Annotated in this window: 15 protein-coding genes; 4 read left to right on the forward strand and 11 right to left on the reverse strand. The window is 68.8% G+C overall.

Going from position 1 to position 21,684, the window contains the following annotated elements; genetic code table 11:
* Positions 1-20: 20 nt before the first annotated feature.
* Complete coding sequence (locus SYV04_RS06885; protein ID WP_321544822.1) at positions 21-815, reverse strand: DUF4142 domain-containing protein; 795 nt, start codon at positions 813-815, stop codon at positions 21-23.
* Between the two features lie 223 nt (positions 816-1,038).
* Positions 1,039-2,154: a hypothetical protein gene (locus SYV04_RS06890; protein WP_321544823.1), complete on the reverse strand. Its 1,116-nt coding sequence runs from the start codon at positions 2,152-2,154 to the stop codon at positions 1,039-1,041.
* Positions 2,155-2,396: 242 nt separating this feature from the next.
* On the opposite strand from SYV04_RS06890, the gene glgX reads away from it, so the two are divergent.
* On the forward strand, positions 2,397-4,535 hold the full coding sequence (gene glgX / locus SYV04_RS06895; RefSeq protein ID WP_321544824.1) for a glycogen debranching protein GlgX: 2,139 nt from the start codon (positions 2,397-2,399) through the stop codon (positions 4,533-4,535).
* 293 nt (positions 4,536-4,828) lie between these two features.
* Here glgX and SYV04_RS06900 read toward each other — a convergent pair whose 3' ends face one another.
* Positions 4,829-7,012: a PQQ-dependent sugar dehydrogenase gene (locus tag SYV04_RS06900; RefSeq protein ID WP_321544825.1), complete on the reverse strand. Its 2,184-nt coding sequence runs from the start codon at positions 7,010-7,012 to the stop codon at positions 4,829-4,831.
* Between the two features lie 177 nt (positions 7,013-7,189).
* On the opposite strand from SYV04_RS06900, the gene SYV04_RS06905 reads away from it, so the two are divergent.
* Both SYV04_RS06905 and SYV04_RS06910 read left to right on the forward strand, forming a co-directional pair.
* Positions 7,190-9,004 (forward strand): acyl-CoA dehydrogenase, encoded by a 1,815-nt coding sequence (locus tag SYV04_RS06905; protein ID WP_321544826.1) that lies wholly within the window; start codon positions 7,190-7,192, stop codon positions 9,002-9,004.
* 101 nt (positions 9,005-9,105) lie between these two features.
* Positions 9,106-10,158, forward strand: a complete 1,053-nt coding sequence (locus tag SYV04_RS06910; RefSeq protein ID WP_321544827.1) for a fatty acid desaturase — start codon at positions 9,106-9,108, stop codon at positions 10,156-10,158.
* On the opposite strand, the gene SYV04_RS06915 is transcribed toward SYV04_RS06910, so the two are convergent.
* From SYV04_RS06915 to SYV04_RS06950, 8 genes are all read right to left on the reverse strand, one after another.
* Positions 10,155-12,224 (reverse strand): PAS domain-containing sensor histidine kinase, encoded by a 2,070-nt coding sequence (locus tag SYV04_RS06915; RefSeq protein WP_321544828.1) that lies wholly within the window; start codon positions 12,222-12,224, stop codon positions 10,155-10,157. The two genes, SYV04_RS06910 and SYV04_RS06915, sit on opposite strands and share 4 nt — an antisense overlap.
* Positions 12,225-13,778 carry a sensor histidine kinase gene (locus SYV04_RS06920; protein ID WP_321544829.1) on the reverse strand — a complete coding sequence of 518 codons (1,554 nt, stop codon included), beginning with the start codon at positions 13,776-13,778 and terminating at the stop codon, positions 12,225-12,227.
* Positions 13,779-13,880: 102 nt separating this feature from the next.
* Complete coding sequence (locus tag SYV04_RS06925; RefSeq protein ID WP_321544830.1) at positions 13,881-14,294, reverse strand: DUF3037 domain-containing protein; 414 nt, start codon at positions 14,292-14,294, stop codon at positions 13,881-13,883.
* Positions 14,272-15,054 carry a HipA family kinase gene (locus SYV04_RS06930; RefSeq protein WP_321544831.1) on the reverse strand — a complete coding sequence of 261 codons (783 nt, stop codon included), beginning with the start codon at positions 15,052-15,054 and terminating at the stop codon, positions 14,272-14,274. The genes SYV04_RS06925 and SYV04_RS06930 overlap by 23 nt, the downstream gene beginning before the upstream one ends.
* Before the next feature lie 27 nt (positions 15,055-15,081).
* Positions 15,082-16,593 (reverse strand): sensor histidine kinase, encoded by a 1,512-nt coding sequence (locus tag SYV04_RS06935; RefSeq protein ID WP_321544832.1) that lies wholly within the window; start codon positions 16,591-16,593, stop codon positions 15,082-15,084.
* Positions 16,590-17,057 carry a response regulator gene (locus SYV04_RS06940; RefSeq protein ID WP_321544833.1) on the reverse strand — a complete coding sequence of 156 codons (468 nt, stop codon included), beginning with the start codon at positions 17,055-17,057 and terminating at the stop codon, positions 16,590-16,592. Before SYV04_RS06940 ends, SYV04_RS06935 begins: the two co-directional genes overlap by 4 nt.
* A complete protein-coding gene (locus SYV04_RS06945; protein ID WP_321544834.1) occupies positions 17,050-19,335 on the reverse strand; it encodes an ATP-binding protein in 2,286 nt (761 codons plus the stop codon). Before SYV04_RS06945 ends, SYV04_RS06940 begins: the two co-directional genes overlap by 8 nt.
* A complete protein-coding gene (locus SYV04_RS06950) occupies positions 19,325-20,953 on the reverse strand; it encodes a sensor histidine kinase (RefSeq protein WP_321544835.1) in 1,629 nt (542 codons plus the stop codon). The genes SYV04_RS06945 and SYV04_RS06950 overlap by 11 nt, the downstream gene beginning before the upstream one ends.
* Positions 20,954-21,142: 189 nt before the next feature.
* Between SYV04_RS06950 and SYV04_RS06955 the strand changes: the two genes are divergently transcribed.
* Positions 21,143-21,643, forward strand: coding sequence for a hypothetical protein (locus SYV04_RS06955; RefSeq protein WP_321544836.1), 501 nt, complete (start codon positions 21,143-21,145; stop codon positions 21,641-21,643).
* Positions 21,644-21,684: the final 41 nt, after the last annotated feature.

Below are 21,684 nucleotides of genomic sequence, written 5' to 3' on the forward strand. Positions count from 1 at the left end.
GCGGGAGCCATGCGGTGCGCCTAGTACTTCTTCTTGGTGCTGTCGCCGGAGCCCAGCTGGCCTTCCTGGATGTCTCCCTGCTGGCCCTTGTCGAAGTCGCCGGAGCCACCCATGCCGGTATTCATGGAGTCCTTGTGCTTCATGTCATGCGGCATGTCCCCCGAGCCGCCGACGCCCATGTTGGAGGCGGGTCCGATCTTGCCGAGCAGCGAGTAGGCCTGCTGCCGATGGCTCGTGACGGACTGGACGTGCTGCTTGAGCACCGGGGTGATGTCCGCGGTGGTGAAGGCCTGCTGAGCCGCCATCAGCTTGCCGAGCGCCGCATCGTGGTCGCCGACCATGTGCGCCAGGAAACACGAGTCGAACGGCATGCCCTTGAGCGACTGGAGCTTGTCCATCGCGGCCTTCTCGGCGGCCATGGCCTTGCGCTCCACGTCGTTCATCGGCTTGGGCGTATTGGCCAGCGTGAGGCCCTTCTTCTGCGCATAGGCCATCACCTGCTGGTCCGCCGTGGTGTGGTCCTTCACCAGCGTTTCACCGTAGGACTTCACCTCCTGGCTCTGGCCGTTCTGCTGCGCCAGCTTGCCGATCTGGATCTCCATCTGGTTGATGTGGTGCAGCCGCTCGAGGAAGGCCTTCTCGTCGGCGGGCACCACGAAGCCCATGTGCTCCACCGTGCCGCCCTTGGCCATCGTCTTGCCGGCCTTGGCGTTGGGGTCCTTCATCATCTCGCCCTGCATGTTCGACTGGGCAAGTGCGGCACCCCCGAACACCAGCGAGCCCGTGAGAAGAAGTCCCTGAATCGTGCGCTTCATGTGCTGCTCTCCCTTCCTGCGAAAAGACCGTGGCGGCAAGTCCCCCCTCTGGGTGGCTCTCTCCACGGTCGATGAAAAGCGGGGACGCACCTAGGCCAGACGGTGGGCCGTTCACACCCGACCCAAGGGCAGGGCGTGCTGCGCCACACGTTCCAGCCCCGGTCTTTCCGGCACTCGACGCTCGAGGTGTCCACCAGCGCAGAGCGCCCGGTGCGCGGGTGGGCTACCGCCTGCCTCGGCGCAGCTCCTGGATCTCCGTCGCATAGGTGTCGCCGGAGATGAGATCGAACGAGGCGCGGACCTCGCTGCCCTCGCGGATGCGCGTCACGGGGATGCGGCGCGCGCCTCGCTTGGCGCGGGTGTCGCCTGTCACGCGCAGCACATAGGTCTCACCGGTCTCGTGGTCCACGACCTGGACGGCCTTCTTGGAGACGTCGCTGACGCGGCCCTCGAAGACGGCGCTCGCCACGGGGGTCTGCTCCAGCTCCGCGTTCGCACCGGAACCACCGGTGCCCGTCGCACCCGAGTCCTGGCCCTGCCCCCGAACCTCCCGGGCGTTCGCGAGCTCTCCCTGGAGGCGCTGCACCTCGGCCTGCAGGCGGGCGATCTCGCCCTGCGCGGCCTCTGGCGTGAGCGCCGCCGAGCCTCCTGTCCCAGCGCCCGGGGTGCCCGTGCCCGTACCGCCCGGAGTACTCGTGCTGCCTGGAGTACTCACGCCGCCCGGGGTGCCTACCCCTGTCCCCGCCCCCCCCGTGCCGCTGGGAGTGCCAACGCCCGTCGCGGGAGTGCCGACACCTGTTGCGGGAGTGCCAACGCCCGTCGCGGGAGTGCCGACACCCGTTGAGGGAGTACCGACACCTGTTGAGGGGGTGCCGACGCCCGTCGCGGGAGTGCCGACGCCCGTCGCGGGGGTACCAACGCCCGTCGCGGAGGTACCCGTGCCCGTGGTCCCCGTCCCGCTGGTACTCCCCATGCTGCCCGTGCCGCCAGCACTCCCGGAGCCACCGATACCCGTGCTTTGATCAATCGAGCCAGGGAGGGCCGTCCCGGAGCCAGTCGCGGTCCCATTGGACTGCTCCCCCGTGCCCAGCAAGCTCCGACCCGTGCCGTCTACGGCACCCGTCTGCGCTCCCGGCACCGCCGCGTTCTGCTGCGAGTCCCCCGGCGCCACCGAGAAGCTGCCGCTCGCGGGCGGCCCCGATGGCGCTCCAACGCTGGAACCTGTCCCTTGGGTTCCAGCCGGCGCGGCGCCTGCTCCCCCGCTCCCCTGCTGAGCATGGCTCGTCCACGACACACCCAACGTCAACGCAAAGGCCGCGGCCAGGATCATCTTTCGCATTCGCTCGGCTCCTTCTCTCGCCGAGAGAAGTTGGGTGCCGGACACCTCGGGACCAAGGGGCTCACAAGCCACGGAGGCACGGCCCGATCGGCGGCTTGCTTCCCATGCGAGGCGCACTTCCGTCGTCCACTGAATGTCACGCGCCTCGCAAAGAAGGTGCCAACACCCCGCACGCGCCTTGAAGCCCACGGGGTGCGCCCTACATTGCCCCGTCACTCAACACGGATAGGAACGGACGGGCGATGGGAACTGAAGTGTGGCCGGGGAAGCCCTACCCCCGAGGGGCGACGTACGACGGGACCGGAGTGAACTTCGCGGTGTACTCCCAGGTGGCGACGCGGGTGGAGGTTTGCCTCTTCGATCCCGCGAACCCCTCTCGGGAGATCGACCGGTTCGACTTGCCCGAGGTCACGGAGTTCGTCTGGCACGGCTTCGTGCCAGGCATGGAGCCCGGGACGCTGTACGGCCTGCGCGTGCATGGCCCCTATGACCCCGCGCGAGGCCACCGCTGCAACCCGTACAAGCTGCTGGTGGACCCGTACGCCAAGGCCCTCTACGGCGAGCCGGACTGGAAGCAGCCGGTCTTCGCCTACACGCTCGGCCACAAGGAGCAGGACCTCGCGCGCGATGAGCAGGACAGCGCCGCGGGCGTGCCCAAGGGCGTGGTGGTGAGTGACTTCTTCGACTGGGGCAACGACCGCCGGCCGGATGTGCCCTGGCGCAAGACGGTCATCTATGAGGCGCACGTGAAGGGCCTCACCATGCGCCACCCCGCCGTGCCCGAGCACCTGCGGGGCACCTACGCGGGCCTCTCGCACCCGGCCGTCATCGAGCACCTGCTCAAGCTGGGCGTCACCGCGGTGGAGCTGCTACCGATTCACGAGGCGGCCGACGACTCGTTCCTCAACGACAAGGGCCTGTCCAACTACTGGGGCTACAGCACGCTCAACTACTTCGCTCCCGAGCAGAGCTACGCCAGCCGCCGCACTCCGGGCAGTCAGGTGGCCGAGTTCAAGTCCATGGTGAAGGCCCTGCACGCGGCCGGCATCGAGGTGCTGCTCGACGTGGTCTACAACCACACCTGCGAGGGCAACCACCTGGGGCCCACCCTGTCGCTCAAGGGCATCGACAACACGGCCTACTACTGGACGATGCCGGACCCGCGCTACTACCTGGACTTCACCGGCTGCGGGAACAGCCTCAACGCCTCGCTGCCCCAGGCCGCCAAGCTCATCGCCGACTCCCTGCGCTACTGGGTGACGGAGATGCACGTGGACGGGTTCCGCTTCGATCTCGCCACCACGCTGGGGCGCCAGGGCGGAGGCGAGTTCAGCCCCAACGCCCCGCTCTTCCAGATCATCAACCAGGACCCGGTGCTCAACCGGGTGAAGCTCATCGCCGAGCCCTGGGACGTGGGACTGGGCGGCTACCAGGTGGGGCACTTCCCGGCGCCGTGGCGCGAGTGGAACGGCAAGTACCGCGACGCCCTGCGCCGCTACTGGAAGGGCGACGAGAACCTCGCGGGCGAGGTGGGCCACCGGCTGGCGGGCTCCTCGGACATGTTCCAGGAGGCGCGACGCCGGCCCCAGGCGAGCATCAACTTCGTCACCGCCCATGACGGCTTCACGCTGCACGACCTCGTCACCTACAGCCACAAGCACAACGAGGCCAACGGCGAGCACAACCGCGACGGCGCCGACGACAACCAGGCGTGGAACTGCGGGGTGGAGGGCGAGACGGACAACGGGCAGGTGGTCGCCCTGCGCGAGCAGCAGAAGCGCAACCTGCTGGCCTCGCTCTTCCTGTCCCAGGGCGTGCCGATGCTGGTGGCCGGCGACGAGATGGGGCGCACCCAGGGCGGCAACAACAACGCCTACTGCCAGGACAATGAGATCTCCTGGGTGGACTGGAACCTGGATCCGCGCCGCAAGGCGTTGCTGGACTTCACCTCGCGGCTCATCCAGTTCCGGCACCGGCAGCCAGTGCTGCAGCGCCGCCGCTTCTTCCAGGGCGAGCGCATCTGGGACTCGCGCTTCAAGGACCTGACGTGGTACCGGCCGGACGGCTCGGAGATGAGCCCGGAGGACTGGAACAAGCCCTTCGTGCGCTCGCTGGCGTTCCTGCTGGGCGGGGACGCCATCCCCACGCCGGACGAGCGCGGCCAGCGCATCTTCGGCGACGCGCTGCTGGTGCTGCTCAACGCCCACCACGAGCCGGTGAGCTTCACGCCGCACGCCCCGGCCGAGGGCCGCCAGTGGGTGCTGGAGTTCTACACGGCCGATGACACGCGGGGCCCGGAGCCGCTGCAGGGCAAGACGTTCGAACTCACTGGCCGCTCACTCGCGGTGCTGCGCGAGGCCGCCAAGGACGAGTCGAAGTAGACGACCGCTGAAAGACCACGGGCCGGCTCCCAGGGGAAGAGCCGGCCCGCTTGGCGCTTCGGGGACGGGGCGCAGGCCCCACCTGAAGCGTGAATCTTTCACGCGGTGCGAGTACTCGGGGAACACCGCGTGCTCTCACCTTCTAGCAATCGTGATTTTTCAAGTAAAGCGTGGATTGAAAGGAAACCAATCAATGCTGCTTGAACGGGTGCTGGAGGGTGTCCTTCGCCCGGGCAGTGCTCACTGGGTGACATGAAGCGCCCGCCCACGTGGGGGGCGGGCGCTCCACACGCCTAGGGGCAGCCGGTCAGCGAGGAGATCCACGCGTTCACCACTCCCACGCCCTCCGTGTCGATGACGCGGCTGGCCAGCGGCGGCATCCGGTTGGCGTCCAGCGCGTGCAGCCGCAGGGACAGGAGGGAGCGCTCGGGAGCTCCCGGCGCCAGCAGCTTCGCGTCGGCGACTCCTAGGCTGCCCTGCTCGGGCGTGGCGTCGCAGACCTTCGTCTGGGCCAGCGGGGTGGAGAAGCGCAGGTCGGCCGGTCCTCGGCCCGTGCTGTTGGGGCGGTGGCAGTTGGAGCAATTGGAGTGCAGGTAGGCCCGGGCGCGGAGCTCGAGCGCATCACTCCCCATGGGTGTCGGGTAGCGCGACAGGGCCGAAGGCACGCCTCCCGCCCCGGCCTCGAACAGGCCCACGTGTTCGAGGGTGGTGAGCTGATTGGAGACGCGCTGGGTGGAGGCGTACACCAGGTCCCTGTTGAGCTGCCCCGTCTCCAGGCCCAGAGAGTGACCCGCGGCGCTGGTGTGGCAGCGCACGCACTCGGCGCGGCTGGGGAAGTACCAGGTCTGGTCCCCCACCTGCCGTGACTTGCTGGCGGGCAGCAGCGTGGCGTCCGTCTGCGCATCGTCCCACTCGTAGCTGTAGCCGCCCCAGCTCCCGTCGGGGTGGCGCATGAAGAGCCGCGTCTCCACGCGTTTGTCCCCGAGGAAGAAGGTCTTCACCAGCACGGAGCCCACGGGCAGCTCCCAGTCTCCGTCGTCTCCCACGCGGATCTGCTTGCCGTCCGGCAGCGCCAGGAAGCGCTCCTTCTGCGCGCCGTCGGACCAGAGCGGCGCGTTGACGTCATAGGGAATGAGGCCCGAGGCGGGCTTCTGGGGGTTGGTGGGCTCCACGCAGCCGGTCTCCGACAGCTTCTGCGGGAAGGAGACAGGCGCCTGCGGTCCGCTGGGCACCAGCTTGTGGAGCCTGCCGCTGCTGAAGTCGGTGATGAGCACCTCGCCGTCGACCATCTCTCCAAAGGAGGAGAGGGCGACGGAGGTATCCACCAGGAGCTGGGGCGCGGCCTCGCCCGTCACGGCGTCATAGGAGACGGCCCAGAGGATCCCGGTGGCGAAGTCTCCATAGATGAAGCGGCCCACCAGCGCGGGGATGGCCCGGCCCCGGTACACATAGCCCCCCGTGATGGAGACGCCCTCGGAGCGCGGGTACTTGACGATGGGGTCGATCAGCCCGGCGCTGCTGCAAGTCGCCGCGTTGAAACATTGGTCTGCCTCCTTGATTCGCCAGCCGTAGTTGCCTCCGAGGACGATGCGGTCCACCTCCTCGAGGGCGTTCTGGCCGACGTCGCCGGCCCAGAGCTCACCGGTGGCGCGATCGAAGCTCCAGCGCCACGGGTTGCGCAGGCCCCAGGCGTAGATCTCCGGCTTGCCGCCGCCGTTGCGGAACGGGTTGGTGGCGGGGATGGCATAGGGGCTGCCGCCGTCCACGTCGATGCGCAGGAACTTGCCCAGCAGGCTGTTGAGGTTCTGCGCGTAGTTCTGTGGATCTCCGCCAGAGCCACCATCGCCCATGCCGATATAGAGGTAGCCATCCGGCCCGAAGGCGATGCCGCCGCCGTTGTGGTTGGAGTAGGGCTGATCGACGGTGAGGAGGATCTGCTCGCTGGCCGGGTCCAGGGTGGCCCCGCCGTCGCTGCTCTTGAAACGGGAGATGACGGAGCGCAGGTTGGTGGGACCGCCAAAGCCCGTATACGAGAGGAACACCTCGCCGTTGGTGGCGAAGCGGGGGTGGAAGGCCATGCCCAGCAGGCCGGCCTCGCTGCCCGCCGCCGAGTTCACCCGCGAGGTGATGTCGACGAAGCTCGTGGCGGCCGTCACCGCGTTGTCGTTGGGGAAGACGCGGACGATGCCGCCTCGCTGCACCACGAAGACGCGTCGGTCGTCCTCGGGCGCCTGCAGCACGAAGAGCGGCTGGGAGAAGCGCAGCGCGGGGAAGACCGGCTGCGTGGTGACGCCGGTGTTCTCCACGGGCCGCTCGCGCGCCAGACAGGTGGGGTTGGCGGGGCGCTCGTCCAATCCGTAGGGAGAGGGGGTGGGAATGGGAACAGGCTCGGGAGGCTTCTCGTCGGAGCAGCTCGGGAGGCTGAGCACTGCGCAAACGGTGACGACCAACACCGCGGGGGGGAACTGTCTCGTCATGACTGCTCCGGGGGCCAGGGCTGGGAGACAGAATTTTAGCCCAGTGGGCAGTGCCGACCCTCGCCACGCGCCTCACCCTGAAGTGCGAGAGGACGCGCACAAGAAAGCACCTCGGGAGTCCCGCGCGGCCCGCTCTCGGGGTAGCCTGTGGCCCGTTCTTCACTGGAGCCTTCAGCGATGTCGTCCCCGAACCACTACAAGCCCAACCTGCGCGACCTGCAGTTCAACCTCTTCGAGTTCCTCGACATCGGCCGTACCTCGCTGGGTAAGGGACCCTTCGGTGACTTCGACGAGACGGCCGCGCGCCAGACGCTGGAGACCTTCGCGCAGGTCTGCGTCAACGAGATCGCCCCCAGCTTCGCCGAGGCCGACCAGCACCCGCCCGTGCTGGAGAACGGCAAGGTGACGCTGCCGCCGGGCCTCAAGCGCGCCATCCACGCCTACTTCGAGTCGGGCATGAACCAGCTCGAGCTGCCCCCGCACATGGGAGGCCTCGGCGCGCCGCCCACGCTGACCTGGGCCACCTTCGAGCTGCTGGTGGGCGCCAACGCCCCGGTGGCCTTCTACACGCTGGGCACCCTGGTGGCCCGCGTCATCGACCGGCTGGGCACCGACTCCCAGAAGAAGCGCTACCTGCCCACGATGATCGACCAGCGGTGGATCGGCACCATGGTGCTCACCGAGCCGGACGCCGGCAGTGACGTGGGCGCCGCCCGCGCCAAGGCCCGCCACGTCGGCGGAGACGTGTGGGAAATCGAAGGCGTCAAGCGCTTCATCACCAGCGCCGAGCACGACGCCTCGGACAACATCATCCACATGGTGCTGGCGCGGCCCGAGGGCGCCGGCCCCGGCACCAAGGGGCTCTCGCTCTTCATCGTCCCCAAGTTCTGGGTGGATGAGGACGGGAAGATGGGCGAGCGCAACGGCGTGGTGTGTACCAAGCTCGAGCACAAGATGGGCATCAAGGGCTCCGTCACCTGCGAGCTGACGTTCGGTGACGGCAAGCCCGCGCGCGGCCTGCTCCTCGGCGAAGTCCACGAGGGCATCCGGCAGATGTTCCACATCATCGAGCAGGCGCGCATGGCGGTGGGCATGAAGTCCATGGCCACGCTGTCCACCGCGTACCAGAACGCGCTGGAGTTCACCAAGGAGCGCGTGCAGGGCGCCGACCTGCTCGCCGCGCGCGACAAGGGCGCCCCGCGCGTGTCCATCATCCGCCACCCGGACGTGCGGCGGATGCTGATGGCGCAGAAGGCGCACTCCGAGGGCATGCGCGCCCTCTGCCTCTTCACCACCTCCATCCAGGACCAGGTGGAAATCAAGGGCGGCCACCGCGCCACCGACGCCGCGGAGCTGGACGCGCTCAACGACTTGCTGCTGCCGCTGGTGAAGGGCTACTGCTCGGAGAAGGCCTACGAGATGCTGGGCGTGTCGCTGCAGTGCTTCGGCGGCTCGGGCTACCTGGCCGACTACCCCATCGAGCAGTACATTCGGGATCAGAAGATCGACACCCTCTACGAGGGCACCACCCACATCCAGGCGCTGGACCTGCTGATGCGCAAGGTGGCGCGCGACGGTGGAGCGACGCTCCAGGGTCTGCTCTCGCAGGTGCGGCAGACGGCCGATTCGGACCTGGGCGGCAAGGAGCTGGAGTCCGAGCGCGCCGCGCTGGGCAAGGCCCTCACCGAGCTGGAGACGATGCTGGGCACGCTCATGAGCAAGCTGGGCGACTCGCTCTACCACGTGGGCCTTCAGGGCAACCGCGTGCTGATGGCCGTGGCGGAGGTCATCATCGGCTGGCTGCTCGTCCGGCACGCGGAGGTGGCGCTGGAGCGCACCAAGGTGAACCCCGGCGACAAGGCCTTCTACGCGGGCAAGCTCGCCTCGGCGCGCTGGTTCTGCCGCGAGGTGCTGCCCGGCATCAGCCACTCGGCCCGCATGGTGGAGCAGAGTGCGCTGGACCTGATGGAAGTGCCCGAAGAGGCCTTCTGAGCCCTCGGGAGTAGCAGGGTGTAGGCGCGTCCACATTGACAGGCTCTCTGCCCGGGCAGTAGAGCCTGCGCGCTCGTCACTTGCCGACGATGGGAGGTTTGATGTCCAGCAGCAAGCCAGCGCCCACCGCCTACGAGGTGGTCATGGGCCCTGAGCCGCACCCGGCTCGTACATCCTCGATCCTCAAAGCCCACCCGGAGGTGCGCAAGCTCTTCGGGCGCACTCCCGCCACCGCGCTGCTCGTCCCGCTGATCCTCGTGGTGCAGTTCGGCACCGCCTACCTGCTGAGGGATCAGCCCTGGTGGCTCATCGTCCTGGCGGCCTACACGCTGGGCGCGGTGATCAACAACACCTGCTACGTCATCATCCACGAGGCCACCCACAGCCTCATCTTCAAGGGCCGGATGGGCAACCTGCTGGCCGCCATCGGCGCGGACCTGGTGCATGTCATCCCCTCGGCGGTGACGTTCACCCGCTTCCACCTGGTCCACCACCGTCACCAGGGCGAGTTCGACCTGGACGCGGACCTGCCCTCGCACGCCGAGGCGAAGCTGGTGGGCAACAGCACCGTCATGAAGGCGCTCTGGATCGCCTTCTTCCCGCTCATGCAGGCGCTGCGCATGCCCCGCTTCTCGAAGCTGATCAGCTTCTGGGAGCCGTGGACGGTGGTCAACGCGCTGGCGGTGTTCGCCGTGGACGCGGCGGTCCTCTACTTCATGGGGCCGTGGGCGTTCCTCTACGTGGTGCTGAGCATCTTCTTCTCCATCGGCCTGCACCCGCTGGGCGGACGGCTCATCCAGGAGCACTTCATCATCTCCCACCCGCAGGAGACGTACTCCTATTACGGGCCGTGGAACCTCACCGCGCTCAACGTGGGCTACCACAACGAGCACCATGACTTCTCGGCCGTGCCGTGGAACCGGCTGCCGAAGGTGAAGGCGCTGGCGCCCGAGTTCTACGACTCGCTGGTGTGGCACAAGTCGTGGTCGGGGCTGCTGCTCAAGTTCATCACCGACCCGTCGCTGAGCCTCTACAGCCGCATCACCCGCCCGGGCCCCGAGAAGCGCCGGGTGCTCACCGGCGGCGTGGGCCGCGTGCCTGACTCGGTGGAGTCGCTGCAGAAGCCGCCCGCCGCCGTCGACTCGGCGGCCTAAGCCCGGAGGACGTCTCCTCGCACCGGGGGAGGCGTCTTCGCGGTGATGGGCAGGGTGAAGTGAAAGGTGGCGCCCTGCCCCAGTTGTCCTTCGGCCCAGGTGCGCCCGCCGTGGCGAGAGATGATGCGGCGCACGTTGGCCAGCCCGATGCCCGTGCCCTCGAACTCCTCGGCGGTGTGCAGGCGCTGGAAGACGCCGAACAGCTTGTTCACGTACTGCATCTCGAAGCCCACCCCGTTGTCCCTCACCCACACGTGGGCTTCCCCCGCCTCTTCGCGGGCCCCGATTTCGATGACGACCTCGGGCCGGGGCCGGGTGTACTTCAGGGCGTTGGACAGCAGGTTCTTGAGCGCCAGGCGCAGCAGCGCCGGATCCGCCTGCACCTCGGGCAGCGCCCCTACCCGCCAGTCGATCTTCCGCCCCTCGGCTTCGGGCCCCAGCTCCCGGCGCACCTCCACCACCAGCTCGCTCAGCGACACCCGGCCCTTCTTCAGCTCCGCCCGTCCCATGCGGCTGAAGGCCAGCAGATCATCCACCAGCTTGCCGCCCTGCCGGGCCGCCTCGGTGATGGTCTTCATGTACCGCTGGCTGGTGGCATCCAGGGAGCTGCCCGAGCGCTTCTCGAGCAGCTCGGCGAAGCCGATGATGTGGCGCAGGGGCGCGCGCAGGTCGTGGCTCACCGAGTAGCTGAAGGACTCCAGCTCCTTGTTGGACTCCACCAGCTCCGCGGTGCGCTGCTGCACCCGCTGCTCGAGCTCCTGGTTGAGGCGACGGGCCTCCTCCTCGGCCACCTTCCGATCGGTGATGTCGATGACGCTGCCGATGTAGCCGAGGAACTCGCCCGAGGCACCGAAGCGGGGAACAGCCGAGTCGATGGCCCAGCGGTACTCGCCGTCCTTGCGCCGCAGCCGGTAGTCCACGCGGAAGGCGACCTTCCGGGCGTTGGACTCCACGAAGAGGTCTCCCGCCATCTTCTCATCGTCCGGGTGGACCGCCGACAGCCACCCCATGCCCAGCCCTGTCTGCTCCGTCTGCCCGGTGAAGGCGTACCAGCCCTTGGACAGGTAGATGCAGGCCCCGGAGGGGTCCGTCACCCACAACATGACGGGCGCATGGTCGGCCATGTTGCGGAAGCGCGCCTCGCTCTCCTGGAGCGCCGCCTGGGCCCGCATCTGCACGGTGATGTCGTGTCCTTGGACGAAGATGCCGGCCACCTTGCCATCCACCCCCTGAATGGGCTGGTAGACGAAGTCCACGTAGACATCGTCCAGGGGCGCGCCCGGGTGCTGCTGCAGGTAGAGCTGCATGCCCCGGCCGACGAAGGGCTTACCCGTGGTGAAGACCTCGTCGAGCAGCTCGTAGAAGCCCTGCCCCTTCAGCTCGGGCAGGGCCTCTCGGATGGGCTTTCCGATGAGATCCCGGTGGCCGATGATCTGCGAGTACGCGCGGTTGGCCAGGTCGAAGATGTGCTCAGGCCCCCGCAGGAAGCACATGAAGCCGGGAGCCTCCTCGAACAGCCGCAGCAGGTGGCGGCGCTCGGCATCGAGCGTCCGGTTGGCCTCCTGGACACGCTGGGCGCGCAGCAGCACGCCAGCCTCCATCTGCACGGTGGAGTTCGGCTTGTCCCGCCCGGCCTCCACTTCCTGGACGGCCTGCTTGAGCCGCTGCAGCTCCGTCACGTCCACGGTGTGCTGGAGGATGAAGGACACCTCCCCGCGCTCATCGAGGAAGGGCGTGTGCGTGGCGCTCCAGTAGCGATCCTCGACGACGATGCCTTGCTCCGTGTGGCGCGGCACCCGGTAGGGGATGAGCGCGAGGGTGTCGGGCGCGCGCTCGGACAGGACCCGCTCGAACGAGGCCCGCAGCATGCGCGCGCTCTCGTTGTTGGGATTGCTCGGATCGTGCGGGAAGAGCTCGAAGATGGTGCGGCCGAGGAGATCCTCCAACCGGCTCGCGGTGACCCGCAGGTAGGCGTCGTTGGCCGCGACGTACCTCAGCTCGCGGTCCACCACCATGTACGGGTTGGGTGAGAGGCGGAAGAACTGCTGGAAGTCAGGCGTGCGCATCTACGGGCTCCTCCCCGCGGGGGCACTTCTGGGAAGCCGCACGGAGAACAGGGTGCCTCCCTCGACCGTGGAGCTCACCGAGATGGCGCCGCCGTGCCCGCGCACGATGCTGGCCACGATGTAGAGCCCCAGGCCGATGCTGCGGGTCTGCATGTCCACCTTGGCCGCGCCACGGCTCAGCGGCTTGAACAGGTTCCCCATCAGCTCGACGGCGATGGGCTCGCCCCAGTTGTGGACCTCGAGCACCACCGTGTCCCCCTCGTCGCGCGTCTTCACCCCCACCACGGTGTTGGGAGCGGAGTACTTGAGCGCATTGCCCACCAGGTTGGTGATGACCTGGGCGATGCGGTCCGGATCCCACTCCCCATGCGTGTCGCCCTGCTGCGAGAGCTCCAGCTTGCGGTCCGGGTGGGTGTGCTCGAGCTCCTCCAGCACCTGGGCCGCGTGCGCATGCAGGTCCAGCGGCTTGCGCTCCACGGGGATGCCGCCGCCGAGCCGCACCTGGGTGAAGTCCAGCAGGTCCCGAATCATGCGGGTGGCGCGCTCGGCGCTGCCGAGGATGCGCCGCACCGAGTTGGTGCTCTTGTCGTCCAACCCCTCGCGCCGCAGCAGCGTGGCGGCCCCCAGCATGATGGCGTTGAGGGGGTTGCGCAGGTCATGCGAGACGATGCCCAGCAGCTGCTGCTCGAACTCGGTGCGCTGCCGGACCTCCTCCTCGGCCTGCTTCTGCTGGGTGATGTCGGTGGCGAAGCCCTCGACGAACGCGATGGTCCCGTCGGGCTGGTACTGGGCGCTGGAGCGGACCCACACCCAGCGCTGCTCGCCCTGCCGGGTGCGAATCCGGAACGTCGCGCTGTACGGGCGCCGCTCCGCCAGCGCCACCTTCAGCTCCGGCTCGAGCCGCTTCACATCCTCCGGGAACATGATGGAGGCCCAGGTGACCTCGCCCCCGGCGTAGAAGTCCTCGGGTCTCCAGCCCGTCAGGGCCAGGCTCCCCTCACTGGCGAACTCGAAGAGCCAGGGCAAGTTCGGGTTGCAGCGGAAGACCATGCCGGGCAGGTTGCCCATCAGGGTGGACAGGGTGCGCTCACGCTCCCGGAGCTGCTCCTCGGCCCGGCGGCGGTCACTCTTCTCCCGGGCCTCTCGCAGCGCCCGCTCGACGCTGGGCACCAGCCGCTCCAGCCGGTCCTTGAGCACGTAGTCGGTGGCCCCGCGCTTGAGCAGCTCGATGGCCTTCTCCTCGCCGAGGGCGCCCGACACGAAGATGAAGGGCACCTCGGGACAGGCGAGGTGCGCCGCGGAGAGGGCGGCCACGCCATCGAAGCCGGGGAGGTTGTAGTCGGAGAGGATCAAATCGAAGCGGCACCCGCTGAGGGCCTCGTTGAGGCCGACATGGCTGTCCACGCGGGTGAGCTTGAAGGAGAGTCCACCCTCTTCGAGCCGGGCCGAGATGAGCTCGGCATCCAGGGGGCTGTCCTCCAGCAGGAGGATGGCCAGCGGGCTGTCGGGCTCGGGGGGGATGGACCGACGCTCCGCGGCGGCCGACTTCGTCATGACTTGCGATCCTGTGGGGGTGTCCGGGCGCGGTGCGCCCTTGGTAAACACCTTTCGTGCCCACGGGACCAGCGCTTCTCAACCCTGAACGTTCACTCCCGTTCAGTGTCCGGGCAAGGGAGCGAGAGGCCGGAGCCGGACCATCTGGTCCATGAGCTGCTCGAGCGCCCGCGCGGGCTCCTCACACAGCCCCGAATGCACCGGGGACGTCTGGAGGATGGTGCTGCGCGGCGCCACCAGCCAGTGCCAGCGCTCCTTCACGGGCAACTGGCCGATGGGGCCCGCCGCCTTGCCTCCGGCGCAGATGCGGGGAATGGCCTCCAGGTGGCCGCGCACCACCGCCACGTCCACCTCCGGCGCCAGCGCCACCAGCCGCTTCTCGTCCAGCTCCACCTTCGCCGACAGGAAGCGCTGGGTGAGACAGAAGAGGATGATGCCCGCGTTGATGAACTCCCCGCGCTCCACGCGCGGCACCACACGCACGATGGCGTAATCAAACGTGTTGCGCGCGGGCACGCTCCGCCTCCTCGATGAACACGGGGGATGCCGCCAGACGCTCGCGCAGCCACGCGAGGTACGCCGCCCGGTGCTCCTCCTTGCTGGGGAAGCCCGCCTCCGCCTCCAGCCACTCGTCCGGAATCCGCGCCACCGCCCGCTCCAGCACCTCGGGCGTCAACCGCTCGCGCAGCAGGGCCTCCGCGGCGCGCAGCGCCGTGGCCCACGGCAGCAACACATGGTCCTTGATGGGCGCGAACGCCGTCTTGCTGCGCTCCAGGTAGCCGTCCCACGAGTGCTGGAAGTACATCGACGCCCCGTGGTCGATGAGCCACAGCGCGCCATGCCAGTGCAGCATGTTCGGGTTCTTCGGCGTCCGGTCCACGTTCGTCACGTACGCGTCGAAGCAGACGATGTTCGAGGCCTCCTGGGCCTCGGGCGCCGGCCCCGCCACCGGGTCGAACGTGATGGAGCCCGGCAGGTAGTCCATGGCCAGGTTCAGCCCCGCGCTCGCCTTGAGCAGGTCGCGAATCTCCCCATCCGGCTCGGCGCGCCCCAGCACCGGGTCGAGCTGCACGAACACCAGCTCCGGCACCCGCAGCCCCATCGCCCGCGCCAGCTCGCCCGCGATGAGCTCCGCGATCAACACCTTGGGTCCCTGCCCCGCGCCTCGGAACTTCAGCACGTACAGGCCCGCGTCATCCGCCTCGACAATGGCCGGCAGCGAGCCGCCCTCCCGCAGCGGCGTCACGTACCGGGTCGCTGTCACCGTCCTCAGCATTCCCTCGCACTACCACAGTCTCATCGGTCACAGTAAAGGCGAGCGAGGCAGGCGCACCGTGAAGGTGGTGCCCCGCTCGGGGTCCGAGCGCACCTCGATGGTGCCGCCGTGCGCGCGGACGATGTGGTCCACGATGAAGAGCCCCAGCCCCAGGCTCCGCTCGGGCGAGCCTTCCTCCACGCCCCGCTTCATGGGCTGGAAGAGCCGGGGCAGCAGCTCCGGGGAGATGGGCTCGCCGACGTTGTGTACCTCGAGGATGAAGCTCTGCCCCTCGCCCCGCGTCCGCACCGTGACGAGCGTGTCCGGCGGGCTGTACTTCATCGCGTTCGTCACCAGGTTGCCGAGCACCTGGGCCACGCGGTCCGAGTCCCACTCCCCGAGGCCATCCGCCTCCTGCGCCAGCTCCAGCCGCCGCTCCGGGAAGGCGAGCTGCACCTCGCTCAGCACCTGCCGCGTCAGCTCGTGCAGGTCCAGCGGCTTGCGCACCACCCGGAGGCCGCCGCCCAGCCGCGCCTGGGTGAAGTCGAGCGTGGTGTCGATCAACCGGTGCGCGCGATTGGCCGCGCCCAGGATGCGGTTCATCGATTCCCGCAGGCGCCCGTCGGCATCGGGGCGGCGCAGCACCAGCGTCGCCGACAGGTGGATGGCGCTGATGGGATTGCGCAGGTCGTGCCCGACGATGCCCGCGAGGTACTGCTCCAGGTCCGAGCGCTGCCGGGACTCCTTCTCCTGGCGCTTCTGCTCGCTGATGTCCTGGGAGACGGAGGCCACCACCGTGGGCACGGTCCCCGCGCCGGTGACGAGGAAGACGTCGTGTTGCACGGGGATGAGGTCCCCGGTACGGACGTGGCGCAGGCGGAACTCGCCCATCCACCGCCCCTGCCGCCAGAGGTCGGGGATGATGTGGGCGTCTCTCCAGGCAAGGTCCTCCGTCGGCAGCAGGTCCGTCACCTTCAGGTGCGACACGTCCTCGGTCTCGCTCAGCCCCACCATGCGCCGGCCCGCCGGGTTGATGTAGCGCACCGTCCCCTCGGGCGTGGCGAAGCCGATGAACGAGGAGGAGTTGGCCACCACGGCGGCCAGCTGCTGCTGCTCGGCCATCAGGCGCCGGTTCTCCGCCTCGCGCGCCTGCAGCTCGCGCCGCATCCGCTCCCGCTCCAGGGTGTTGCGCACGGCGCGGAACAGGCTCTCCGGGGTGACGTCCGACTTGACCAGGTAGTCGGCGGCGCCGCTCTTGAGCGCCTGCGTCGCGATCTGCTCGCTGCCCCGCCCCGTCAGCATCACCACCGGCGGAGGTGTACGGCCGTGCCCCTCGTGCAGGCGCTGCAGGAACTTCAGGCCGTTCATGCCCGGCAGGTGGTAGTCGAGCAGCACCAGGTCCACTTCCCGCGTGCGGCACACCTCCAGCGCCCGCTCGGCGTCCTCCTCCTCGAGGAAGGTGTAGTCGTTCTCGCGGTCCTCGCGCAGGAAGGCGCGGTAGGTGTGGCGATCCTCGGGGCTGTCCTCCACCACCAACAGCGTGAGTGAAGGCCGCGTCATCGCCGCCGCTCCTCGCGCGACTGGGGCCCTTCCGGCAGGACGACGAACTCCAGGTAGAACTCCTTGAGCAGACGCACCATGCGCTCGAAACGCTCCAGGTCCACGGGCTTGAGCAGGTAGGCGCTCACCCCTGACTGATAACAGCTCTGCACGTCCTTCGGATTGTCCGAAGTGGAGAAGACGATGACGGGGATGCCACGCAGCACGGGGTCCGCCTTGACCTGCTCGAGCACCTGCCTTCCGTCCACGCCCGGCAGGTTGAGGTCCAGCAGGACGAGCCCGGGCCTGGGTGCCTGCTCGGCGCTGGGGTAGCGGCCTCTCCGGAAGAGGTACTCCAACGTCTCTTCGCCATCCGAACAGCGAACCAAGGGATTGGGCACGGCCGCTGCCTGGAAGGCGAGCTGGAGCATGTCGAAGTCCTCGTCGTTGTCCTCCACAACCAGGACGGGCAGAGCGCTATTCACCCTCCGTTCCCTCGGCTCCCGGCTCCACGGCCAGGGTGAAGTAGAATGTCGTACCCTGGCCCGGCGTGGACTCCAGCCAGATGTGGCCGTTGTGGCGCTCGATGATGCGCTTGACGATGGTGAGGCCCGTGCCCGTACCGCCGCCGTACCGGTCTCTCCCGTGCAGCCGCTTGAAGATGCGGAAGATGGCCTCGTGGTACTCGGGCTTGATGCCGATGCCGTTGTCGCGCACGTAGTAGGCCACGCGCGCCTCCTTCCCGTCCGGCACGGCGCCCAGCTCCACCCACCGCTCGGCCTTGTCGTTGTACTTCAGCGCGTTGGTGATGAGGTTGGTGAAGACCTCGGCGATGCGCACCCGGTCACACCGTGCGGGCGGCAGTGGGTGGGGGATGCGCACCTCCATGCGCGCCTCCTCCAGGCGAGGCTTGAGCAGCTCCAGCACCTGGGCCACCACCTCGTTGAGGTCCGTCTCCCGCAGCGACAGCTCCGTGCGTCCCACCTGCGAGTAGTGGAGCAGCGAGTTGATAAGGCTCTCCATTCGCTGGGTGAGCCGCACCACGGTGTCCAGGCGCCCGCGCGCGCCCTCCGGCAGCGTCTCGCCCACCTCGCGCAGGGTGAGCAGGGTGTAGTTGTGGATGCCGCGCAGCGGCTCCTTCAAGTCGTGGCTGGCCGCGTAGGCGAACGCGTCCAGCTCCACGTTGCTGCGCTCCAGCTCGGTGTTGAGCTTGAGCAGCGCTTCGCTGCGCTGCAGGGCCACGTCGATGATGGAGCGGCGCAGCTCGGCGGCGGCCTCCACCTCGTAGGCCTTCCACGGCAGGCTGCGGCCGCGCACCGTCTCCTTCCACAGCTCGAAGGACTTGCGCGGGTGCAGCCGGGGCTGGCCGTCCTCCATCTCCACGGGCTTGGTGGGGTTGCCGCTCCAGTTGACCGTCTGCACCACCTCGGGGCGGAACCACAGCACATAGTTGTTGCGGCCCCGGGACATGGAGACGGCAACGAGGCCGGAGGCCACCTCCTTGAAGGCCTCGGCCTCCGGGTAGTGGCTGGACAGCCGGTCCGTGCAGAACACGTCCTCGTCGGTGCGCGTGCCCAGCCAGCCGAGCAGCCCCGCGAGCTGCGCGTCATCCGGCGCGGCGCCCAGCACCGTCGTCCTCCCGTGGAAGTGGATGGCGGCTCCCTGGGCATGAACGAGCTCCAGCAGGCCGGACTCATGGCTGCTCAGCCCCGAGACGAAGTCCACCTCGCGCGCCATGCGCTCCAGGAGCGCCGCGTGGATGGACTTGGCGCGGATGCGCTGGTCATAGTCCTCGCTGCCCTCCTTGGCGGCGAGCAGGCTGGACATGGCCTCCCCGAGGAACTCGCACGCGGTGCGAATCTCGTAGGGCACGTAGCGGGTGCCCGAGACATGGGTGCAGGAGATGAGGCCCCAGAGCTGGCCCTCCTTCACCAGGGAGATGCTCATGGAGGCCTGCACCCCCATGTTGCGCAGGTACTCCAGGTGGATGGGGGACACGCTGCGCAGCACCGAGAAGGACATGTCCAGCGGGCTGTCGGTCTGCGCGCCGGGCAGGGCCAGCACGCGCGCCGGGCGGTAGTCCACCGTGGGGATGATGCGCAGCCAGTTGAGCCGGTACAGCTCTCGGGCCTGTTTGGGGATGTCCGAGGCCGGGAAGTGCAGCCCCAGGTACGGGTCGGCCTGGGCGTCCCGGGCCTCGGCGAGCACCGAGCCGTTCCACTCCGCGTCGAAGCGGTAGATGAGGACGCGGTCGAAGCCGGTCATCCGGCGGATCTCCTGGACGACCGTCTCGCACAGCTCCTGGAGGTCTCGGGCATCGCGCAGGCCCGACAAGGCCTCGCGCACCGCGTGGTAGAAGCTGAGGAAGGGGACGGACACCTTCTCGGAGGACGGCTCCAGCTCGAGGATGAGCTTGCCCTGGTGGCGGTGGGCGATGCCGTCGAAGAAGCGCTCGGTGCCCTCCACCCGCCACGCCACCTTCAGCGGGTTGTGCTGCTTGAGCCGCTCGCTGCGCAGGCTCGCCTCCAGCGCCTCGCGCACGGAGGGCGCGACGAGCGTCCCCAGCCGGGCACCCAGCAACTGCTCGGCGGCGATGCCCAGGAGGACGGGCGCGTTCTCGCTCACGTGGGTGATGGAGAGCTCCGGCTCGCGCAGCACCAGCAGCACCCCGTGCGGCTGGACGGCGCCGGGGATGTGGATGGGCTCCTTGTCGCAGTTGGTGAGGTCGACGATCTGGCCGACCCGCGCGGCGTCAGTCTTCATGACGCACCCCTCCCAGAGAGTCCTTGGGAGGAGTACACGGCAACTCCACGGTGAAGGTCGCGCCCTGCCCCGGCTGGCTCTCCGCCTCGACGTGACCGCCCAGGGCCTGCACCACCTCGCGGGTGATGAAGAGCCCCAGGCCCAGCCCGCCGTAGTGCCGCTCCGAGACGCCGCGCTCGAAGCGACCGAAGAGGCGCGCGCGCATGCTCTCGTCCATGCCGATGCCCTCGTCGCGCACCGTCAGCCGCGCCCACCCCTCCTGCTCCTCCACCCGCAGGTGAACGGTGCGGCCCGCGCCGAACTTGAGGGCGTTGGACAGCAGGTTGGTCACCACCTGCTCCAACCGCAGCGCGTCCCAGTGGCCCAGGACGCGACCGGGCGCCTCGAGCTCCAGCGGAGTCCCGGCGCGCGCCGCCTGCGCCTCGAAGCCCGCCACCACGGTGCGCACGATGTCCGCCAGGTTCACGTCCTGCTCGCGGCGCAGGGAGAGCCGGCCGCTGGTGATGCGCGTGGCATCCAGCAGGCTGTCCACCAGCGCCGTCAGCCGCTGCACCTGTCCGCTCGCGGCCTCCACGTGCTTTCGCAGCACCTCGTTGCGTGAGCCCTCCGCGCGCACCTCCACCTCACGCATCATGAACTGCAGGCGCAGGGACAGCGGGGTCAGCGGCGTCTTCAGCTCGTGGCTGGCCACCGAGAGGAACTCGTCGCGCAGGCGCACCGCCTCGCGCAGCTCGCCCATCAGCCGCTCGCGCTCGGCCTCCGCCACCTTGTGCGGGGTGATGTCCGTGACGAAGCCCTCGATGAAGCGCAGGCTCCCATCCGGGTGGTAGACGCCGGCCGAGCGGTCCCACATCCACCGCTCCGAGCCACCGCGATGCAGGAGGCGGTAGACCAGGGTGAGCGGCTGCCAGCCCGTGAAGGCCACCTCCGCCTCGCGCGCCACCCGGGCCACGTCCTCGGGGTGGATGAGGTCCACCCAGCGGCGAGCGCCCGAGGTGAAGTCCTCGACGGGGTAGCCGGTGAGCTCCAGGCACCCCTCGCTGGCGAACTCGAAGGACCAGTCCGGGCGACGGCGGAAGACCATGCCCGGCAGGTTGCCCATGAGCATGGCGAGGGTGCGCTGGCTCTCCTGCAGTGCCTCCTCGACCTGCTGCTGGCGCAGCTCGAACACCTGGCGCTCGCGCATGCGCAGCTCGGCCTGTTGGCGAAAGAGCGCCTCCCGCGCCTGGTACAGCTCCACGAAGACGCGCACCTTGGCGCGCAGCGTCTCCGGCTCCACGGGCTTGCGCAGGTAGTCCACCGCGCCGCTCTCGTAGGCGCGCACGATGGCGGCCTCTTCGCGCGGCGAGCCCGACAGGAAGATGAGGGGCACGGGCCGCCGCGGGGTGTTCTCATGGAGGAGCCGGGCCGTCTGGAAGCCATCCAGCCCCGGCATCTTCACGTCCATGAGGACGAGCGCGAAGTCCTCGTCCCCGAAGCGCTGGAGGGCCTCCTCGCCTGAGCAGGCCTTCACCAGGTGGAGCGAGAACGGAGCGAGGTGTCGCTCCAGGGCTGCCAGGTCGAAGGGCTGATCATCCACCAGCAGGACACTGGTGCGCGACTCATTGCCTGGTTGCAAAACGCCTCCGAAGGCGACGACTCATACACGATGAGTTCAGCGCTTGCCCGAGAGTCGTAACAACACCGCAGCGAATCAACACTGTACTGGAAGACAATGTCGCACACTACGCGGACGCTGGACGGGCCAGGCCGTTTTCCACCGCCAGCGTGGTTCTCACTCCCCCCCACATCCTCCTGACGAGCACGCATGACTTCAGCGCAGCGCTTCACCCTCTCCTCCCTCCTCTCCGCGCCCCCCGAGCAAGTATGGGAGCGCGTGAGCACCCTGTCGGGCGTGAACGCGGAGATGGCGCCCTGGTTCCGGATGACCTCTCCTCCGGGCACGGAAGACCGGCTCACGCCGGAGCGCGTCGTCCCGGGCCAGCGGCTGTTCCGCTCGTGGTTGCTCCTGGGAGGTTTGCTGCCAGTGGAGTTCGACGACCTGACCCTCGTCCGGCTCGAGCCCGGCCGGGGTTTCCTGGAGCGCTCGCGGATGGCCCTGCAACGAACCTGGGAGCACGAACGAACGCTCGAACCGCACGCGGAGGGCACGGTGCTCACCGACCGCGTCCTCTTCGAGCCGCTGCTGCCCCTGCCGGGCCAGTGGGCGCTGTTCGCCGCCGTGTTCCGCCACCGCCACGCGCGCCTGCGCCACCATTTTGGAGGGCGGGCGCTCGCCGCACCGCGTCGCTCCGGCGACGTCCGTTGAAGTGGACAGGGGCGGACGAAGCGGGCACGGTGCCGCCCCTC

The sequence above is a fragment of the Hyalangium ruber genome (assembly GCF_034259325.1).
Classification (GTDB): domain Bacteria; phylum Myxococcota; class Myxococcia; order Myxococcales; family Myxococcaceae; genus Hyalangium_A; species Hyalangium_A rubrum.

What these genes read in the sequence shown, in the direction of transcription:
- SYV04_RS06910 (WP_321544827.1), top strand. Translation starts at nt 9,106, where the DNA reads ATGTCCAGCAGCAAGCCAGCGCCCACCGCCTACGAGGTGGTCATGGGC.
- SYV04_RS06930 (WP_321544831.1), bottom strand. Translation starts at nt 15,054, where the DNA reads ATGCTGAGGACGGTGACAGCGACCCGGTACGTGACGCCGCTGCGGGAG.
- SYV04_RS06905 (WP_321544826.1), top strand. Translation starts at nt 7,190, where the DNA reads ATGTCGTCCCCGAACCACTACAAGCCCAACCTGCGCGACCTGCAGTTC.
- SYV04_RS06920 (WP_321544829.1), bottom strand. Translation starts at nt 13,778, where the DNA reads ATGACGAAGTCGGCCGCCGCGGAGCGTCGGTCCATCCCCCCCGAGCCC.
- SYV04_RS06890 (WP_321544823.1), bottom strand. Translation starts at nt 2,154, where the DNA reads ATGCGAAAGATGATCCTGGCCGCGGCCTTTGCGTTGACGTTGGGTGTG.
- SYV04_RS06900 (WP_321544825.1), bottom strand. Translation starts at nt 7,012, where the DNA reads ATGACGAGACAGTTCCCCCCCGCGGTGTTGGTCGTCACCGTTTGCGCA.
- SYV04_RS06935 (WP_321544832.1), bottom strand. Translation starts at nt 16,593, where the DNA reads ATGACGCGGCCTTCACTCACGCTGTTGGTGGTGGAGGACAGCCCCGAG.
- SYV04_RS06915 (WP_321544828.1), bottom strand. Translation starts at nt 12,224, where the DNA reads ATGCGCACGCCTGACTTCCAGCAGTTCTTCCGCCTCTCACCCAACCCG.
- glgX (WP_321544824.1), top strand. Translation starts at nt 2,397, where the DNA reads ATGGGAACTGAAGTGTGGCCGGGGAAGCCCTACCCCCGAGGGGCGACG.
- SYV04_RS06885 (WP_321544822.1), bottom strand. Translation starts at nt 815, where the DNA reads ATGAAGCGCACGATTCAGGGACTTCTTCTCACGGGCTCGCTGGTGTTC.
- SYV04_RS06945 (WP_321544834.1), bottom strand. Translation starts at nt 19,335, where the DNA reads ATGAAGACTGACGCCGCGCGGGTCGGCCAGATCGTCGACCTCACCAAC.
- SYV04_RS06955 (WP_321544836.1), top strand. Translation starts at nt 21,143, where the DNA reads ATGACTTCAGCGCAGCGCTTCACCCTCTCCTCCCTCCTCTCCGCGCCC.